At 64.5% G+C, this 17490-nt stretch carries 15 protein-coding genes; 9 read left to right on the top strand and 6 right to left on the bottom strand.

Annotated features, from left to right (window positions below):
- Window positions 1–66 precede the first annotated feature (66 nt).
- Genes nagZ through BUA41_RS09275 form a run of 3 tightly spaced genes read left to right on the top strand, consistent with a single transcriptional unit; the run spans window position 67 to window position 2940 of the window.
- Window positions 67–1104 carry a beta-N-acetylhexosaminidase gene (gene nagZ, locus BUA41_RS09285; RefSeq protein WP_072822047.1) on the top strand — a complete coding sequence of 346 codons (1038 nt, stop codon included), beginning with the start codon at window positions 67–69 and terminating at the stop codon, window positions 1102–1104.
- A 2-nt stretch (window positions 1105–1106) separates the two neighbouring features.
- Window positions 1107–2369 carry a mechanosensitive ion channel family protein gene (locus BUA41_RS09280; RefSeq protein ID WP_072822045.1) on the top strand — a complete coding sequence of 421 codons (1263 nt, stop codon included), beginning with the start codon at window positions 1107–1109 and terminating at the stop codon, window positions 2367–2369.
- A complete protein-coding gene (locus tag BUA41_RS09275; RefSeq protein ID WP_072822043.1) occupies window positions 2362–2940 on the top strand; it encodes a hypoxanthine-guanine phosphoribosyltransferase in 579 nt (192 codons plus the stop codon). Before BUA41_RS09280 ends, BUA41_RS09275 begins: the two co-directional genes overlap by 8 nt.
- A gap of 84 nt (window positions 2941–3024) precedes the next feature.
- Here the strand turns inward: BUA41_RS09275 and BUA41_RS09270 are convergent, their stop codons facing one another.
- Window positions 3025–4743 (bottom strand): AMP-binding protein, encoded by a 1719-nt coding sequence (locus BUA41_RS09270; protein WP_072822041.1) that lies wholly within the window; start codon window positions 4741–4743, stop codon window positions 3025–3027.
- A 63-nt stretch (window positions 4744–4806) separates the two neighbouring features.
- Window positions 4807–5250, bottom strand: a complete 444-nt coding sequence (locus BUA41_RS09265; RefSeq protein ID WP_072822039.1) for a MerR family transcriptional regulator — start codon at window positions 5248–5250, stop codon at window positions 4807–4809.
- 184 nt (window positions 5251–5434) lie between these two features.
- On the opposite strand from BUA41_RS09265, the gene BUA41_RS09260 reads away from it, so the two are divergent.
- The 5 genes from BUA41_RS09260 to BUA41_RS09240 all read left to right on the top strand — a co-directional run bounded on the left by BUA41_RS09260 (window position 5435) and on the right by BUA41_RS09240 (window position 10564).
- Complete coding sequence (locus tag BUA41_RS09260) at window positions 5435–6604, top strand: acyl-CoA dehydrogenase family protein (RefSeq protein WP_072822037.1); 1170 nt, start codon at window positions 5435–5437, stop codon at window positions 6602–6604.
- A 30-nt stretch (window positions 6605–6634) separates the two neighbouring features.
- Window positions 6635–7744 (top strand): enoyl-CoA hydratase/isomerase family protein, encoded by a 1110-nt coding sequence (locus tag BUA41_RS09255; protein WP_072822035.1) that lies wholly within the window; start codon window positions 6635–6637, stop codon window positions 7742–7744.
- 46 nt (window positions 7745–7790) lie between these two features.
- Entirely contained in the window at window positions 7791–8690 is a 900-nt protein-coding gene (mmsB, locus tag BUA41_RS09250; protein WP_072822033.1) for a 3-hydroxyisobutyrate dehydrogenase, read from the top strand.
- A gap of 2 nt (window positions 8691–8692) precedes the next feature.
- On the top strand, window positions 8693–9094 hold the full coding sequence (locus tag BUA41_RS09245) for a rhodanese-like domain-containing protein (protein WP_072822032.1): 402 nt from the start codon (window positions 8693–8695) through the stop codon (window positions 9092–9094).
- Between the two features lie 72 nt (window positions 9095–9166).
- The gene (locus BUA41_RS09240) at window positions 9167–10564 is read left to right on the top strand and encodes an MATE family efflux transporter (protein ID WP_084671365.1); all 1398 of its coding nucleotides are present in this window, start codon (window positions 9167–9169) and stop codon (window positions 10562–10564) included.
- Window positions 10565–10634: 70 nt separating this feature from the next.
- Here the strand turns inward: BUA41_RS09240 and ppsR are convergent, their stop codons facing one another.
- On the bottom strand, window positions 10635–11468 hold the full coding sequence (ppsR, locus tag BUA41_RS09235) for a posphoenolpyruvate synthetase regulatory kinase/phosphorylase PpsR (RefSeq protein WP_072822030.1): 834 nt from the start codon (window positions 11466–11468) through the stop codon (window positions 10635–10637).
- 240 nt (window positions 11469–11708) lie between these two features.
- Between ppsR and ppsA the strand changes: the two genes are divergently transcribed.
- Window positions 11709–14081, top strand: coding sequence for a phosphoenolpyruvate synthase (gene ppsA, locus BUA41_RS09230; protein ID WP_072822028.1), 2373 nt, complete (start codon window positions 11709–11711; stop codon window positions 14079–14081).
- Window positions 14082–14147: 66 nt separating this feature from the next.
- Here ppsA and BUA41_RS09225 read toward each other — a convergent pair whose 3' ends face one another.
- From BUA41_RS09225 to BUA41_RS09215, 3 genes are all read right to left on the bottom strand, one after another.
- A complete protein-coding gene (locus BUA41_RS09225) occupies window positions 14148–15980 on the bottom strand; it encodes a glycerophosphodiester phosphodiesterase (RefSeq protein WP_072822026.1) in 1833 nt (610 codons plus the stop codon).
- A gap of 52 nt (window positions 15981–16032) precedes the next feature.
- Window positions 16033–16521 (bottom strand): ribonuclease E activity regulator RraA, encoded by a 489-nt coding sequence (rraA, locus tag BUA41_RS09220; protein WP_072822024.1) that lies wholly within the window; start codon window positions 16519–16521, stop codon window positions 16033–16035.
- 102 nt (window positions 16522–16623) lie between these two features.
- Window positions 16624–17226, bottom strand: coding sequence for a porin family protein (locus BUA41_RS09215; protein WP_072822022.1), 603 nt, complete (start codon window positions 17224–17226; stop codon window positions 16624–16626).
- Window positions 17227–17490: the final 264 nt, after the last annotated feature.

Below are 17490 nucleotides of genomic sequence, written 5' to 3'. Positions count from 1 at the left end.
CGCCTGTCTGTCGCCATGCCGGCCTTTGCTCTAGAATCAGCCCCCTTCACGCAAGAGGAACCGATCATGACCCAACCTCTCGGCCCGGTGATGCTGGATCTCGAAGGAATCTCGCTGTCCCGTGCGGAAGAGACATTGCTGGCACGGCCTGAAGTCGGTGGCGTCATACTCTTCGCGCGCAACATCGTCGATGCCGAGCAGGTCATCGAGCTCTGTGCCTCGATTCGCCGCATCCGTCCGGAAATACTGCTCGGCATAGACCAGGAGGGAGGACGCGTGCAGCGCTTGCGCCAGGGCGTGACCCGCATGCCGTCCATGGCCCGGCTGGGGCGTTGTTATCCGGATGATCCCCAGGGGTGCCTGCAACTGTGCCAGGATGCCGGCTGGCTACTCGGCATGGAGATGGCCGCCTGTGGATTGGATGTCTCCTTCGCGCCGGTACTCGATGTCGATACCGGACGCTCCAGCGTGATCGGCGATCGCAGCTTTTCCAGCGATCCCCAGGCCGTTGCGGCCATGGGGGGCGCCTTCATCGATGGTCTGCACGAAGCGGGGATGGCTGCCATCGGCAAGCATTTCCCCGGGCATGGCAGTGTTGCCGCGGATTCGCATCTCGAACTGCCCGTCGACGATCGCCCCCTGCGGGCGTTGCGCGAGCACGATCTGGTGCCCTTTGCATCCCTGGCGAGTCGTCTGGACGGCGTGATGCCGGCGCACGTCGTCTACCGCAGCTTCGACGAGCGTCCCGCCGGGTTCTCGCCGTGTTGGCTGGGTCTGTTGCGCGAGGAATTGGGGTTCAAGGGGGCGATCTTCTCCGACGATCTTTCCATGGCCGGCGCTCACGTGGCGGGCGGTCCCGATGCCCGCGCGCTGGCGGCGTTGAATGCGGGATGCGACATGGTGCTGGTGTGCAACGACCGCGATGCCGCCCTGGCGGTGGCCGATGCGTGTACCGGGCGTGAGTCCCGGCGTCAGGCCCGGTTGCGTTACGGGCGCTCGCGCCCCGGCCTCGATACCCTGCCGGCATTGAGCCGCTGGCGCCGGGTGCACGCCCGCCTCGAGGCGTTGGCCGACACACCCGTGGAAAGCGCTGAAGGGAGTTGAGCGTGCTGCAAGTTCTCGATCCGATCGAGCAGTGGTTCCAGACCGCCTTTGGCCTGCCATCCTGGCTGCTGGCGCCGACGGTCATCGTGGTGCTCGCGCTGATCGCCGACCTGTTTCTGCGTCTGGTGCTGTGGCGGCTGATTTCCCTGCTGGAGAAGAGTCACAGCCGCTGGGACGACGTGATCCTGGAGGCGTTGCGTCGTCCGCTGTGGGTGGGCATCTGGGGGGGCGCCATCATCGCCCTGGCGAGTCTCGCCGCTGCGCGGTTGCAGCTGGAATGGGTGGTTCAACACGCGCCCAAGGCATTGTGGGTGTTCGTGCTATTGATGCTGGGCTGGACCGGTATCCGTCTGGTGCGACAGATCAAGCGGCGGTTGATGGCTCCCCACGCGCGCCACAGGGCCAAGCCGGTGGATGCCTCCACCGCCTCGGCGATCAGCAAGTTGCTGGGGGCCGTCATCCTGGCGGTGGTGGCATTGGCGATACTCGAGGCGCTGGGCATGTCGCTGTCCGGCCTGCTTGCCTTCGGTGGCCTGGGGGGGCTGGTCGTCGGTTTCGCCCTGCGCGATATACTGGCCAACTTCTTCGGCGGCCTGGCCATTCATCTGGACAATCCGTTCAAGGTCGGCGACTGGATCAGTTCGCCGGACCGTGAACTCGAAGGCACCGTGGAGGACATCGGCTGGCGTCTGACGAGGATCCGCACCTTCGACCTGCGCCCGCTCTATATCCCCAACATGCTGTTCAGCTCGATAGCGGTCGTCAACCCGTCGCGCATGCTCAATCGCCGTATCTACGAGACCGTTGGCCTCCGCTATCGGGACATCGCCCAGGTCGAAGGCATCGTCACGCGTATTCGCGACATGCTCAAGGAGCACGAGTCGATCGACCAGGACAACTTCATGCTGGTCAATTTCGAGGCCTTCGGAGCCTATTCCCTCGATATCGTGATCTATGCCTACACCCGAACCACGGACTGGGCGGAGCATCTGGATATCAAGCAGGACATACTGCTGCGCATCGCCACGATCGTCGACGAGGCGGGAGCCGACATCGCCATGCCCGCCCGGGAGCTGCACATGGCCGACTCGTTGACCCTCGATCGCGACGAGCCCCCAGAGCGCGAGACCAGCGACGAAGACTCGCCGCGGACGAAATCCGACAAGCGCGACACCGGCGCTTCATCTCAGCGCGCCGCCTCGCCCACCCGGGGAGAGGCGGACGACGCTTCTGCAAACGCAAGCAATCAGGATGCCGATGCCTAAACTCGACACCGACTATCACGAATCCTTGACCACCATGCGCGATCTCATGGAGAACGCCGACTGCCTGATCACCCAGGAGCAGGTCGAACGCGCCCTCGATCGCATGGCGGAGGAGATCACCCGCAACCTCGGAGACAAGCTGCCGGTCTTCTACTGCGTCATGAACGGAGGCCTGATCACGACCGGGCATCTGCTTACCCGGCTGGGTTTCCCGCTCGAGGTCGATTACCTGCACGCGACCCGCTATCGTGGCGGCACCCGGGGTGGCGAGCTGTTCTGGCGGGTCTCGCCGGAGATTCCCATGGCCGGGCGCCATGTGGTGATCGTCGATGACATTCTCGACGAAGGCACGACCCTGGCGGCCATTCTCAACTATTGCCGCGAGGCCCAGGCGGCAAGCATTTCCACCGCCGTACTGGTCGACAAACGCCATGAGCGCAAGGCGGTGCCGGGGCTCACCGCAGACTATTGCAGCCTGGAGGTCGAGGACCGTTACGTATTCGGCTTCGGCATGGACTACAAGGGGTACTGGCGCAACGCGCCGGGAATCTTCGCCCCAAAAGGCATGTAGGGGAATCGACGCTGCTGGCGACGTGAACGACGCCGCCCGAGCGCAAGGCGTCGGGCGGTGCGGCTTCAGAGTGGCGGCGGGCTGCTACTTCAAGCCCAGTTCGTGCGTGGCCTCTTCGCGCATCTTGAACTTCTGGATCTTGCCCGTCACGGTCATGGGGAAGGCGTCGACGAACTTGACGTAGCGCGGCACCTTGTAGTGGGCGATCTGGCCCTTGCAGAAGTCGCGCAGGCCCTCCTCGTCGAGGGTCTCGCCGTCGACCAGCTTGACCCAGGCCATGATCTCCTCGCCGTACTTCTCGTCGGGCACGCCGATCACCTGCACGTCGGAAATCGCCGGATGGGTATAGAGGAAATCCTCGATCTCGCGAGGATAGACGTTCTCGCCCCCGCGGATGATCATGTCCTTGATGCGCCCGACGATGGTGGTATAGCCCTCGTCGTCCATGATCGCGAGATCGCCGGTGTGCATCCATCCGGCCGGATCGATGGCCTTGTCGGTGGCCTCGCGATTGTCCCAGTAGCCGAGCATCACGCTGTAGCCGCGGGTGCACAGCTCGCCTTTCTCGCCTCGCGGAACCACCGCCCCGGTGGAAGGGTCGACCAGCTTGACCTCGATGTGCGGATGGATGGTGCCCACCGTGGTCACCCGCTTGTCCAGCGGCGCGTCGGTCTGGGTCTGCAGGCTGACCGGGCTGGTCTCGGTCATGCCGTAGCAGATGCTGACTTCCTTCATGTGCATCTTGTCGATGACCTGACGCATCACCTCGATGGGGCAGATCGAACCGGCCATGATGCCGGTACGCAGCGAACTCAGGTCGAAGCTGGCGAATTCGGGATGCTCGAGTTCGGCGATGAACATGGTCGGCACCCCATACAGGGCGGTGCCACGCTCTTCGCTGACCGCCTGCAGTGTCGCCAGGGGATCGAATCCTTCGCCGGGGTAGATCATGGCGGCGCCATGGGTCATGCATCCCAGGTTGCCCATGACCATGCCGAAGCAGTGGTAGAGCGGCACCGGGATCACCATGCGATCCTCGTGGGTCAGCCGGATGCGCTCGGCGACGAAGAAGCCGTTGTTGAGGATGTTGTGGTGGGACAGCGTCGCCCCCTTGGGCGCGCCGGTGGTGCCGGAGGTGTACTGGATATTGATCGGTTCGTCGAACTGCAGGGTGGACTGCAGCTCTGACAGCGCTTCGGGCGCGACTTCGTCCGCGCGTTCCAGCAGTGCCTGCCAGCTCATCATGCCCGGCTTGGCGAGGCCGGCATCGAGACAGACCACGCGCTGCAGGCTGGGCAGGCGCGAGTCGTCGTGGTTGCCCGAACCGTCGCTGGCCAGTCCCGGTACCAGTTCGGTGACCATCTCGACATAGTTCGAGGCCTTGAACTCCCCCTGCAAAATCAGCGTCGAGGTGCCCGATTGCCCGAGTGCGTACTCGAGCTCGTGGGTGCGGTAGCTGGGGTTGATGTTGACCAGGACCGCGCCGATCTTCGCCGTGGCAAATTGGGTGATCGTCCACTCGGCGCAGTTGGGTGCCCAGATGCCGACGCGCTCTCCCTTGGTCACGCCGATGGCGAGCAGGGCGCGGGCGGCGCGTTCGACCTCTGTCTGCAGTTCGCGCCAGGTGTAGCGCAGCCCCTGATGGCGACTGATGAGGGCTTCTCGATCTCCGTGGCGCGCCACGGTGTCGTCGAAGCAGTCCCCGATGGTCTGACCTTTCAGGGGAAGTTCGCCGATGCCGCTGGCATAGCTGGCATGACGGGAGAGGGCGCTTTCGGTGGAGGTGTTGGCGTGCTGTGTCATCATGCTTCCTGCTTGTTGTTGACGGGCAGAATCACACGGATATCGGGCGTGTCGGAGTGAGGCTCAGCGTTTGCCGCGAGCCGCCTTGAGTACCTGGAGCGATTCGCGACAGCGGGTCTCGACATCATCCAGCTCCTGCTGCAGCACCCGGATGTCTTCCAGCTGCTGCTGCATGGCCAGGCGCTTCTCGGCCAGGATGTCGAGCAGACGCTGCAACTGGCGCTCGTCGCCGTCCGGGGCCCGGTCGTAGAGTTGTATCACCTCGCGAATCTCCGCCAGGGAAAAGCCGAGGCGCTTGCCGCGCAGGGTCAGTTTCAATCGCACCCGATCCTTCTCATGATAGACCCGGTTGCGGCCACGGCGCTCCGGGGTCAGCAGCCCCTCCTGTTCGTAGAAGCGGATGGTGCGCGGCGTGACCTCGAACACCTTGGCGAGTTCGCCGATCGTGTAGCTGCGTCGCGATGAGGTGCTGCGCTCGAGGGTGGCTGGCTGGGGCGCATCGGACATGCTGCTATCCTTGAGTGATGGATGACGTACGTCGTGATCGTCTTTTCCGGTGACTCTAGGCTAGACTAGCTTGACGTTTACGTAAAGTAGACTAAGCGGTAGCTTTTTTATGCACCGGCAGATGCTAGGTTGTGAGTGACAACGTACCCTTTTCTAGATTTCGACTGCGCTGAGGAAGGCTGTCATGGATTTTGCCCTTAACGACGACCAGCGCGCGCTGCAGCAGGCGGCCGCCGATTTTGCCCGGGTCGAACTTGCTCCCCATGCGGCCGAGTGGGATGCGACCTCCCACTTCCCGGTCGATGTGATCAAGCGTGCCGGGGAAGCGGGTTTCCTGGCCATCTACATCGATGAGGCTCACGGCGGCCTGGGTCTGTCGCGACTCGACGCCTCCCTGATCTTCGAGCAGTTGGCCCAGGGCTGCATCTCGACCACCGCTTACCTGACCATCCACAACATGGCCAGCTGGATGATTGCCAACTGGGGAGGCGAGGTGTTGCACGAAGCCTGGCTTCCCGCGCTGATCAGCGGCGAACGTCTGGCCTCCTACTGCCTGACCGAACCCGGTGCCGGTTCGGATGCCGCCAACCTTCGCACCAAGGCGGTGCGCGAGGGGGACGACTACCTGATCACCGGCAGCAAGATGTTCATCTCCGGAGCCGGAGCGACGGACATGCTGGTGGTCATGGCCCGTACCGGCGAGCCGGACTCCGGTGCCGGGGGCGTCACGGCCTTTGCGGTGCCGGCGGACAGCGCCGGCATCGAATATGGCAAGAACGAAGAGAAGATGGGCTGGAAGAGCCAGCCGACCCGACTGGTCAGCTTCGATGGCGTGAGGGTGCCTGCTACCTACCGCCTGGCCGAGGAAGGCGAGGGGTTCCGGCTCGCCATGAAGGGGCTCGATGGCGGCCGCCTGAACATCGCCAGCTGTTCGCTGGGGGCTGCCCAGCACGCCCTGGCGCTCTCCCGGGAGTACCTGCATGAGCGCAAGCAGTTCGGGAGCTCGTTGGCGACGTTCCAGGCGCTGCAGTTCAAGTTCGCCGACATGGCCACCGAACTGGTCAGCGCACGCCTGATGGTACGCCACGCGGCCTGGCGGCTGGATCACGACGATCCTCAGGCCCCGGCCCATTGCGCCATGGCCAAGCGCCTGGCGACGGATCTCGGCTTCACCATCTGCAACGAGGCCCTGCAATTGCATGGCGGCTATGGGTACATCCGCGAGTATCCACTGGAACGCCTGGTGCGCGATACCCGGGTCCATCAGATCCTGGAAGGCACCAACGAGATCATGCGCCTGATCATCGCCCGGCGCCTGTTCGCGGAAGGTGCCGTCGACGCATTGCAACAATGAACCCATCACGCCGAGAGGGAAGCATCCCGCATGTCTGAATCGCCCATCCTGTTCGATGAGTTGTCGACCCCCGACGGCGCATGCATCGCTGTCGCCACCCTCAATGCCCCCAAGTCCCTCAACGCGCTCTCCCTGGAGATGATTCGCCAGCTGACGGACAAGCTCGAGGCCTGGTCCAGGGATGACCGCATCAAGGCGATATGGCTAGAAGGGGCCGGCGACAAGGCATTGTGCGCCGGCGGCGACGTGGTGGCGCTGTATCGCGCCATGACCGAGGCGAAGCACGTCGATGAAGCCGCCGCGTTCGCCGAAGCCTACTTCAGCGCCGAATATCGCCTCGACTATCGCATTCATACCTGTGCCAAGCCGCTGGTCGTGTGGGGCAACGGCATCGTCATGGGAGGCGGGTTGGGGCTGATGGCCGGTGGCGGTCAGCGCATCGCCACCGAGTCCACCCGCATCGCCATGCCCGAGATCACCATCGGCCTGTACCCGGACATCGGCGCCAGCTGGTTTCTGAACCGCATGCCGCCCGGCGTGGGTGCCTACCTGGGACTGACGGGCGCGCAACTCAACGCCCGGGACGCCCTCGATCTCGGATTGGCCGATCGCCTGATTCCCCACGCTCGGCGCCGGGACGTGCTCGCGGCCCTGGCGAGCGCCGACCTCGGCGACCCCGAGGCGGCCGTGCGCAGCGTGCTGCGGGAGTTCGAAGCGCGCGGCGAGGCGCCCGAAGCGCAGGTCCTGCCCCGTCTCGATCGGCTTCAGTCCTTGCTGGATGCCGCCACGGTCAATGAAGCCGTCACGCGCATTCTCGACGATGACGTCAGCGACGACTGGCTGGCAGCCAATCGCCAGCGGCTGGCCGTCGGATGCCCCATGAGCGCGCATCTGGTCTGGCGCATGCTGAAGCGCCATCGTCACGCCAGCCTGGCGGATGCCTTTCGCGACGAGCTCAACCTCTCGGTGCAGTGCTGCCGCCATGGCGATCTTGCCGAGGGCGTGCGCGCCTTGCTGGTCGACAAGGACAAGACCCCGCGGTGGGCACATGCCGACGTGGCCCGAGTGCCGGAGCGCGATATCGAGGACTTCCTGAGTCCGCTCTGGTCGCCCGAATCGCATCCGCTCAGGGATCTTTGACGCTCGCGCATTCCCGACAACAAACTGCTTCAGAGGAGCAACGTCTATGCAAATCGCCTTCATCGGCCTGGGCAACATGGGCGGGCCCATGGCCACCAATCTGCTCAAGGCCGGTCACCAGGTCGTGGTCTTCGACCTGGTCGAGTCCGCCATCCAGACCCTGGAAGCCGCCGGCGCTCGGCGTGCGCCTTCCGCCGCCGAGGCCGCCCAGGGCGCCGAGGTCGTCGTCTCGATGCTGCCCGCCGGCGTCCACGTGCGGGGGCTCTATCTCGGCAGGGAAGACCAGCCGAGTCTGCTCGATGCACTCGATGGCAAGCCGTTGCTCATCGACGCCTCGACCATTGCACCGGAGGACGCGCGGCTGGTGGCCGAGGCTGCCCGTGAACGCGGTCTCGAATATCTGGATGCCCCGGTCTCCGGCGGGGTGGGCGGCGCCAGGGCCGGTACCCTGACCTTCATCGTCGGCGGCTCCGAGGCCGGCTTCGCGCAGGCCAGGCCGGTGCTCGAGGCGATGGGCAAGAATGTCTTCCATGCCGGCGAGAGCGGTGCCGGCCAGGTCGCCAAGATCTGCAACAACATGCTGCTGGGCATTCTCATGAGCGGCACCGCCGAGGCCCTTTCCTTGGGCGTGAAGAACGGTCTCGACCCGACGGTGCTGTCCGAGATCATGAAGCAGAGTTCCGGCGGCAACTGGGCGCTCAATGTCTACAATCCCTGGCCGGGAGTCATGGAGAATGCGCCGGCCTCCAACGATTACCAGGGTGGGTTCCTGGTCGACCTGATGACCAAGGACCTGGGGCTGGCCTGGGAGATGGCCCTGGAATCCAGGGCAGCGGTGCCGATGGGGTCCCAGGCACGCAACCTGTTCGTGCAGCACGCCGCCCAGGGCAGCGGCCGCCTCGACTTCTCCAGCATCCAGCGTTTCTACCGAGCCGGCGAGGAGTAAGCATGGCACCATTGCACAAGGGGGTCGCCGCCCTGGTGGCCGACGCGGAAGCCGAGATCGAGACGCTCACGGTAAAAGAGGCCCTGGAACTCCATCGGCAGCCTGGCGTGACCTTCGTCGATATTCGCGATATCCGGGAGCTGGGACGCGAGGGGCGCGTGCCGGGCGCGGTACACGCCCCCCGCGGCATGCTCGAGTTCTGGGTAGACCCCGAGTCACCCTACCATCGCGAGGTCTTCGCCCGAGGCGATCGTTACGTGCTGTTCTGTGCCAAGGGGCAGCGTTCGGCGCTGGCGGCCCAGCAGCTGCAGCGCATGGGGTTCGGCCCGGTGTGCCATGTCGGAGGCGGGTTCGAGGCCTGGCGCGAGGCCGCGGGGCCCATCGAGGCGCCCGAGGAAAAGTAGTGCCACGGGTTGGGCTGGCGAACGCGCCGGGGCACAATGGCGGCTTTGCCTGAAGGTAGAATAGAGAGCCCCATGCGTTCTTCCAGCCCCTCTGCTGGTTCACCCTCCCCGGATGCGGCCCCGCCGGCTTCCTCCCGGGCCCCGTCCAACAGCCTGTTGACCGGGCCCATTGCCGCCACCCTGGTGAAGAAGTCCCTGCCGGTGGCGGCAGGCTCCATCGCCATGATGCTGTTCAATCTGGTCGATGCCTGGTTCATCGCGCGGCTTGGCACCCAGCCCTTGGCAGCGATTTCCTTTACCTTTCCGGTCTCCTTCACCGTCATCAGCCTGGCGATCGGCCTGGCCATCGGCACCTCGGCGGTGGTGGGGCGACGGCTGGGGCGTGGCGAGGTGGATACGGTACGCCGACGCGCCACGGACGCCCTGTTGCTGGCATTGCTTCTAGGCGTGGCGGTCACCCTTGTCGGGCAGGCGACGGTGTCCTCGCTGTTCACCGCCCTCGGTGCCGATCAGGCGTTGATGCCGTACATACACGACTACATGGGCATCTGGTATCTGGGTGCGATCTTCGTCATCGCGCCTCGCGTATTGAGCAGCGTGCTGCGGGCACAGGGCAACACGCTGGTGCCGGGCTTGATGATCGGCGCCGCAGCGATACTCAACGGCCTGCTCGATCCGCTGCTGATCTTCGGCTGGGGTCCGTTGCCGGCGCTGGGTGTCGGCGGGGCGGCCCTGGCGACGGTGATCAGCTGGAGCGTGATGACCCTGGCTCTGCTGATCTACCTGCGGGCCATGATCGCGTTGCGGGACATGACCTGGTCGACGCTCGTCGACTCCTGGCGGGAATTGGGGCGCATCGCGCTTCCGGCAGCCGTCACCAGCGTGTTCACTCCCATCGCCATGGCCCTGGTCACGCGCATCGTCGCCGATTATGGGCACGCCGCGGTGGCGGCCTTCGGTGTGGGTACGCGGATCGATGCCATCGCCCAGATCGCCGTGCTGTCCCTGTCGATGACCCTGTCGCCCTTCGTCAGCCAGAATCACGGTGCCGGTCGACCCGAGCGCGTCAAGCGCGCGATCCTCGGCTGCTTCGCCTTCGTGCTGATCTGGCAGCTGGGCGTGTGGGGGGCGCTGCAGGTGCTGGCGCCCTGGCTGACCGGCAGCTACGCGGAAACCCCGGAAGTCGGGGAGGTGCTGCGGCTGTTCCTGTGGCTGGTGCCGCTGGGGCTGGGCGCCCAGGGGGTGGTGATCCTTGCCAACTCGTCATTCAATGCCCTGCACCGCCCGCGGCGGGCGCTGGAGCTGTCGGTGGTTCGCCTGTTCGTGCTGTTCGTGCCCCTGGCCTGGCTGGGCGGACAGCTAGCCGGTCCGCTAGGCATCTTCCTCGGCATGATGAGCGCCAATTTCGTCATGGCGCTGATTTCCTGGTGGCAGATGCGACGCACCCTGCGTCGGCGCCTGGAGGTATGAAGCCAGGAAAATCGTCCTTTTTAGACTTCTTGCATCGATGGTCGCCGGATAGCCCCGCCTGCCAACGCGTTTAACGTGGTGAGAAACGCCGCTGCAGCCCCGTCTCGGCGATCATGCGGGTGGAGATTTCCTCGATCGAGAAGCGCGTGGTGTCGATGAACGGCACGTGATGACGCCGATAGAGCGCCTCGGCCTGTTGCACTTCCAGCAGGCACTGGTCGATGGAGCAGTAACGGCTGTTGGGGCGTCGTTCGGTGCGAATGGCCGCCAGCCGGCGTGGGTCGATGGTCAGGCCGAACAGCTTGTGACGGTAGGTCGCCAGAGCCTTGGGCATCTTGAGGTTGCCGTCCTCGTCGAGGTCGTCCTCGGTGAGCGGGTAGTTGGCGGCGCGAATGCCGAACTGCAGGGCCAGGTAGAGCGAGGTCGGCGTCTTGCCGCAGCGCGAGACGCCCACCAGGATGATGTCGGCCTTGTCGTACTGGTGCACCCGGGCGCCGTCGTCGTTGTCCAGGGCGAAGTGCACCGAGTCGATGCGGTGCATGTAGACCTCGTCCTTGCCGATGGCATGGGTGCGGCCCACGGAGTAGGAAGAGTGCGTGTGCAGCTCCTCTTCCAGGGGGGCGAGGAAGGTGGTGAAGATGTCCACCTTGAAGCCCGGCGCCTGGGTGATGATCTCACGGATCGTCTGATCGACGATGGTGTCGATGATGATCGGGGATTCGCCGTCGCGCACGGCAGTGGCTTCGATCACCGTGGCCAGGTTCTGTGCCTTCTCCGTCGAGTCGATGTAGGGCTTGGTCACCATGTGGATTTCGACGTTCTCGAACTGGGCCAGCAGGCTGCGACCCAGGGTTTCGGCGGTAATGCCGGTCCCATCGGAAATGAAGAAGGCGGTCCGGGGCATGCCCTGTCTCCTGCGCTGTAGTAGGCGATATGCCGTATTGTCCCGGTTCACCGGCGCCGTCACAATCGCTTTCCCCCACGACTACAGAACGGCGCCGAAAGATCGCGGTGTTGTAAAAATACTCCAGTGACTTCGCTATTAGACTAATGGCGAATAAGACCCGCGGTTTGGTAGGGTAGCCAGCATCGAAAGGAGCGTGCCAGGGCTGGCTTGGCTCCATGTCCATCTGAAGGGGGTCTCGTGGAACAGTACATCGAATGGTTCGACCGTCTCGGCATGAACGATGTCGAGCGGGTAGGCGGCAAGAATGCCTCGCTGGGGGAAATGATTTCCAACCTGGCCGATGCCGGGGTCACCGTACCCGGCGGCTTCGCCACCACGGCCTTCGCCTATCGGGAGTTCCTGGCCCACGAGGGGCTCAACGAGCGTATCGACGATGCCCTCAAGCGACTCGATGTCGACGATGTCAACGAGCTTGCCCGGGTCGGGGCCGAGATACGCCGATGGGTCATCGACACGCCGCTGCCGCCCTCCTTCGAGGCGGCCCTGCGTGAAGGGTATCGCGAACTCGAATCGCGGCACGCCAACCTCAAGGTGGCGGTTCGCTCCTCGGCCACCGCGGAAGACCTGCCCGATGCTTCCTTCGCCGGTCAGCAGGAGACCTTCCTCAACATCGAGGGTTTCGACAACGTCAAGCGCGCCGTCCACGAGGTGTTTGCCTCGTTGTTCAACGACCGGGCCATCTCCTACCGCGTACATCGCGGGTTCGATCACGATCAGGTGGCCCTCTCCGCCGGCATCCAGAAAATGGTGCGTTCCGAGACCGGTGCGGCCGGGGTCATGTTCACCCTCGACACGGAATCCGGCTATCGCGATGCGGTCTTCGTCACCGGCTCCTGGGGGCTGGGCGAGACCGTGGTGCAGGGCGCGGTCAACCCCGATGAGTTCTACGTGCACAAGCCGACCCTGGCCGCCGATCGGCCGGCGGTACTACGCCGCACCCTGGGCTCCAAGCTGATCAAGATGACCTACACCGATGACGCTTCGGCCGGGCGTTCGGTACAGACCGTCGACGTGCCGCTGGCGGATCGCGCGCGCTTCTGCATCGACGACGAGGACGTCATGGCCCTGGCGCGCCAGGCGATGATCATCGAGGAGCACTACGGCCGGCCGATGGACATCGAATGGGCCCGGGACGGCGACGATGGCAAGCTCTACATCGTCCAGGCGCGTCCCGAGACCGTGGTCTCCAACCAGGAGGGCGGCAAGCTCGAACGCTTCCAGCTTAAGGAGAAGGGGCGGCTGCTGGTCTCGGGCCGAGCCATCGGCCAGCGTATCGGTCGCGGCGCGGTCAAGGTCATCGAGACACCGGAACAGATGGACAAGGTCAACCCTGGCGACGTGCTGGTCACCGACATGACCGACCCGGACTGGGAACCGGTCATGAAGCGTGCCTCGGCCATCGTCACCAATCGCGGCGGGCGCACCTGTCATGCAGCGATCATCGCCCGGGAGCTGGGCATTGCCGCGGTGGTGGGCTGCGGTGACGCTACCGAGGTGCTTGCCGACGGTCGCGAGGTGACGGTCTCCTGCGCCGAGGGTGACACCGGCCACGTCTACGAGGGCCTGCTCGACTACGATTGCAAGACCTCCAGTGTCGACAGCATGCCCGAGATTCCCTTCAAGATCATGATGAACGTCGGCAACCCGGACCGCGCCTTCAACTTCGCCGGGCTGCCCAGCGCCGGCGTGGGACTGGCGCGTCTGGAGTTCATCATCAACCGCATGATCGGCGTGCATCCCAAGGCGCTGCTGGACTACGCCACGTTGCCCACGGACCTGCAGCAGGTCATCGACGTGCGCACCGCCGGCTACGACGATCCGGTGAGCTTCTATGTCGACAAGCTGGTGGAGGGCATCTCCACCCTGGCGGCGGCGTTCTATCCCAAGCGGGTCATCGTGCGCATGTCGGACTTCAAGTCCAACGAGTACGAGAACCTGATCGGCGGCAAGCTCTACGAGCCCGGGGAAGAGAATCCGATGCTCGGTTTCCGCGGTGCCTCGCGTTACATCTCCGAGTCGTTCCGGCCCTGCTTCGAGCTGGAGTGCCAGGCGATCAAGCGCGTGCGTGACGAGATGGGGCTGGATAACGTCGAGGTCATGATTCCCTTCGTGCGCACGCCGGACGAAGGGCGCGAAGTCGTCAAGCTCCTCGAGGGAGCCGGCCTGAAGCGCGGCGACCGTGGCCTGAAGATCATCATGATGTGCGAACTGCCGGCCAACGCGCTGCTGGCCGAAGAGTTCCTCGAGCATTTCGATGGCTTCTCCATCGGTTCCAACGACCTGACCCAGTTGACCCTGGGACTGGATCGCGACTCCGGCATCGTCGCCCACCTGTTCGACGAGCGTAATCCGGCGGTGAAGAAGCTCCTGGCCATGGCCATTGCCGCCTGCAAGGCCCAGGGCAAGTACGTGGGCATCTGCGGCCAAGGCCCGTCGGATTATCCCGAACTCGCCAAGTGGTTGATGGATCAGGGCATCGACTCGGTCTCCCTGAATCCGGATGCGGTGCTCGAGACCTGGTTCATGCTGGCGGGAGAGACTGCGAACTAAAAAGCACGAGCTGCTTGTTGCCAAAACGCCCGTCACGGCCTAGCCGTGACGGGCGTTTTCATGGGCTCAGGAATGCAGCCAGTTGCGCAGCTTCACCAGCAGCAGCTCGCCGTCACTGAGCGTGGCGCGCTCCTCCAGCACCTCGGCAAGGAGATTGGGCCGGTCGGTGATGATGTTGTCGACGCCCAGGTCGATCAGACGCGACATCTCCGCCTGGCCGTTCACCGTCCAGGCATGCAGCTGGTAGCCATGACGTTGCGCCGCCCTGACCGAGTCCGGCGTGACCCGGTTGTGGCGCAGTCCCAGCGCATTGAAGAGGCGACGATCCATGCCGCCTCGTACCACGAACTGGGCGAAGAGGGTGGTGCGCAGGCGAGGGGCAAGGCGTTTGGCTTCGCGAAGCGCGGTGGGGGAAAGCGATGCCAGGATCACCTCGTTCTCCGGCAGCGACGCCAGGTGGTCGATTACCGCGGAAGCCAGCGCCTCCTCGTCTCCTCGCGCCGGCTTGAGCTCGATGTAGAATTTGATGCGCCCGCGAGCCATGTCGATGACCTCGTCGAGGGTCGGAATGCGCTCGTCGGTATAGGCATCGCCGAACCAGCTCCCCACATCGACCTGGCGCGCCTCTTCCAGCGTCATCTCGGAGAGGGATCGGTCGAGGCTCGTCAGGCGGCGCAGGCTGTTGTCGTGGGCTACAACGACCTGCCGATCCTGGGTCAGGCGCACGTCGAGTTCGACGTAGTCGGCCCCGTCCGTGATGGCCTGCTCGATCGCCGCCAGGGTATTCTCAGGCGCCTTCATCGAGCTGCCGCGGTGGGCGGTGATCTCGACCCGGTCACGAATCTCGAAGCTGGTGAGCACCGTTGCCGCCTGGCTGAATGCCAGTGCCAGCACGATCGCCTCGGCCCCCCAGGCCACCCAGCCCGGGTGGCTGCCCCTGGGGGGGGCCTGGGGTCTGGGTTGTCGATGCGCCAGACGCAGGTAGAGGCAACCGATCAGGAGGCTGTTGATGGCCACGCCGACGAAGGTGGCGGCCAGCGTCAGCAGGCCGTAGGTCGTCAGATAGACGAGCATGGCGGGAATCAAGACGCTGCTGCGCTCCGGCAGCCAGCTCAACAGTGGGGTTATCAGCCAATCGAAGAGGCTCGTCACCACGACCGGCAGGACGATGAGCACCACGACAGGGATGGTGACCGGCACCGCCAGGCGTCTCTTGAGGCCATGGGTGAGTTCATGGCTGCGTGCCAGGGCGCGGCGCACGGAAGCGTTTTCCAGGATCAGGGCCGTCGAGGCCAGCGACCAGCGCAGGTAGAGTCGCGCCGCCAGCCAGAGCCAGAGCAGTACCCAGGGCAAGGCACTCGCCAGGAACAGCCACCATTCCCGGGGTTTGACCCGCAGGACATAGTAACTCTCCATTCCGCCGAGCAGCCACTGGTAGAGCGCCACGAGTATGAGCAGCAAGGGCACGGCAAGCAGCAGCTGAGCACCGACCTGGGTCAGGGTCAGCGAGGCGATGCCGAAGAATCGCCGGGCGACGGTCCACAAGGCGTCCAGCGCCGCATGGTAACGGCTGGCGCCCGGCCTCACCGTGACCAGGATCATGCCGGCCTGCTGCAGGGCCAGCACCAGAAAGGCGAGGCCGATGGCAGCCAGCAACCACAGCAGCCCTGCCGGAGAAAGGGCGATATCGAGCAGTTGTGCGTTGGTGAACACCGGGCGGCCGATGCGCTTCAACAATGCCGCCAGGGCGGCGGCGGAGGCAGGCAGCAGCAGCGTGGCCGCCAGCAGCGTGAAGAAGAGATGGTAGGCGACCAGGGGCCGCCAGTGCTCGCGCAGGGAGGCCAGCACCGCTGTCAGCAGGCGATGGGGCGCCAAGGCGAGAGAGGAATGATCGGGCATGAGTACGGCGTTTTATTCCACGATCGGTATAGCAGACGGCGCCTCTCGAGATTCAATCCTCGAGCATCAGGCGCTCATCGGCGATCAGGATGCCGTTGTTGTCGGCATACAGCCACTGCCCGGGACGGATGGTGGCCCCCGCGAAAACGACGGAAATGTCGCGCTGCCCCTCGCCGCGTTTTTCACTGCGTCTGGGATGGGCTCCCAGCGCCTGTACACCGAGTCGGATCTCGGCCAACACGTCGATATCCCGCACGCAGCCGAACATCACGACCCCGGCCCAGCCGTTGGCGGCGGCCTTTTCGGCGAGCATGTCGCCGAGCATCGCGCAGCGCTGCGAGCCCCCGGCATCCACCACCAGCACCGCGCCCTCGCCGGGCTCCTCGACGGCCTCCTTGACACGGGAGTTGTCCTCGAAGCACTTGACGGTCCTCACCGGGCCACAGAAGGCCTCGATGCCGCCGAAGTTGACGAACAGAGGATCGAGGGTTCTAACCTCCGGATGCGCATCGCAGATGTCCGGTGTCACGATAGCGGGCATGGCGTGATTCCTTGAATGAGGGTGTTGGTCTTGCCACCCCTAGGATTCCAGAAACGACAACGCCGGGACAAGCCCGGCGTTGCGGTGGTCCGGCGTCGCTGCTCAGAAGCGCAATCCCGCCGAGGCAGTGAACGTGTCGATCTGATAGTCGCTGTCGAAGTCGTAGCGTTCGTACTCGGCTCGCACCAGGAACGGGTCGAAGTTGAACTGGGCACCCGCACCATACACCGGATCGGTGCCGTCCTGGTCGTCCAGGTCGACGCTGGCATTGCCCAGGTTGCCGTCGACATCCGTCTCCCACTTGGCGATGCCGGCCTTGGCAAACAGCGTGAACCAGGAAGTGAGGGGCAATTGACCCACCGCGCTCACGCCATAGGCGTCGGACTCCAGGTCGGTGCTGGCGTTGTCGTTGCCTTCCAGGCGAATGCGGCCGAGGTCGGCGTAGAACAGCTCGGTGGCGAAGTAGGGATTGAACTCGTAGCCGACGAAGCCCTTGAAGACGTTGTCGTTGTCGTCGTCGAGATCGAAGTCTTCCGTGCCATCCGAGATGAAGTCGTCCACCTCGTCGTCATCGTTCTCCAGCGAACTGAAGCCGGTTCCTATCCCCAGGTACAGGCCATCGGCGTTGGGCGCGGCCAGCACCGCCGGGGCGGCCAGGAGAAAGGTGGAAGCGAAGGACGTGGTGACCAGAGTCTTGAGTTTCATGTGCATTCTCCTCGTGATATCCAGCAGGTGGGCGATCGCGGATCGCGGTTTTTGCTGCCTGGAGGTTCCGTGTCCAATTAGGGAAGCGACAAAACGATCGTTGCGCATGTCCTGAAGCTAAGCCGAACACTGTTCGTTTACAAGAGATAGGTGCATGGAAAAGGTAAATTTTTGTTGCAAAAAAAGCACCCCGCGATGTGCGGGGTGCTTCGGTGATCGATTCGGAAGCCTCATGGCCTCATCGATGTTGCGAGCATCGGAATC

The sequence above is a fragment of the Modicisalibacter ilicicola DSM 19980 genome (assembly GCF_900128925.1).
Lineage (GTDB): Bacteria > Pseudomonadota > Gammaproteobacteria > Pseudomonadales > Halomonadaceae > Modicisalibacter > Modicisalibacter ilicicola.
Note: the sequence above shows the minus strand (reverse complement) of the source record. Positions and strands in the feature narration are given on the sequence as shown.

What these genes read in the sequence shown, in the direction of transcription:
- nagZ (WP_072822047.1), top strand. Translation starts at nt 67, where the DNA reads ATGACCCAACCTCTCGGCCCGGTGATGCTGGATCTCGAAGGAATCTCG.
- BUA41_RS09275 (WP_072822043.1), top strand. Translation starts at nt 2,362, where the DNA reads ATGCCTAAACTCGACACCGACTATCACGAATCCTTGACCACCATGCGC.
- BUA41_RS09270 (WP_072822041.1), bottom strand. Translation starts at nt 4,743, where the DNA reads ATGACACAGCACGCCAACACCTCCACCGAAAGCGCCCTCTCCCGTCAT.
- BUA41_RS09265 (WP_072822039.1), bottom strand. Translation starts at nt 5,250, where the DNA reads ATGTCCGATGCGCCCCAGCCAGCCACCCTCGAGCGCAGCACCTCATCG.
- BUA41_RS09260 (WP_072822037.1), top strand. Translation starts at nt 5,435, where the DNA reads ATGGATTTTGCCCTTAACGACGACCAGCGCGCGCTGCAGCAGGCGGCC.
- BUA41_RS09255 (WP_072822035.1), top strand. Translation starts at nt 6,635, where the DNA reads ATGTCTGAATCGCCCATCCTGTTCGATGAGTTGTCGACCCCCGACGGC.
- mmsB (WP_072822033.1), top strand. Translation starts at nt 7,791, where the DNA reads ATGCAAATCGCCTTCATCGGCCTGGGCAACATGGGCGGGCCCATGGCC.
- BUA41_RS09245 (WP_072822032.1), top strand. Translation starts at nt 8,693, where the DNA reads ATGGCACCATTGCACAAGGGGGTCGCCGCCCTGGTGGCCGACGCGGAA.
- BUA41_RS09240 (WP_084671365.1), top strand. Translation starts at nt 9,167, where the DNA reads ATGCGTTCTTCCAGCCCCTCTGCTGGTTCACCCTCCCCGGATGCGGCC.
- ppsR (WP_072822030.1), bottom strand. Translation starts at nt 11,468, where the DNA reads ATGCCCCGGACCGCCTTCTTCATTTCCGATGGGACCGGCATTACCGCC.
- BUA41_RS09225 (WP_072822026.1), bottom strand. Translation starts at nt 15,980, where the DNA reads ATGCCCGATCATTCCTCTCTCGCCTTGGCGCCCCATCGCCTGCTGACA.
- rraA (WP_072822024.1), bottom strand. Translation starts at nt 16,521, where the DNA reads ATGCCCGCTATCGTGACACCGGACATCTGCGATGCGCATCCGGAGGTT.
- BUA41_RS09215 (WP_072822022.1), bottom strand. Translation starts at nt 17,226, where the DNA reads ATGAAACTCAAGACTCTGGTCACCACGTCCTTCGCTTCCACCTTTCTC.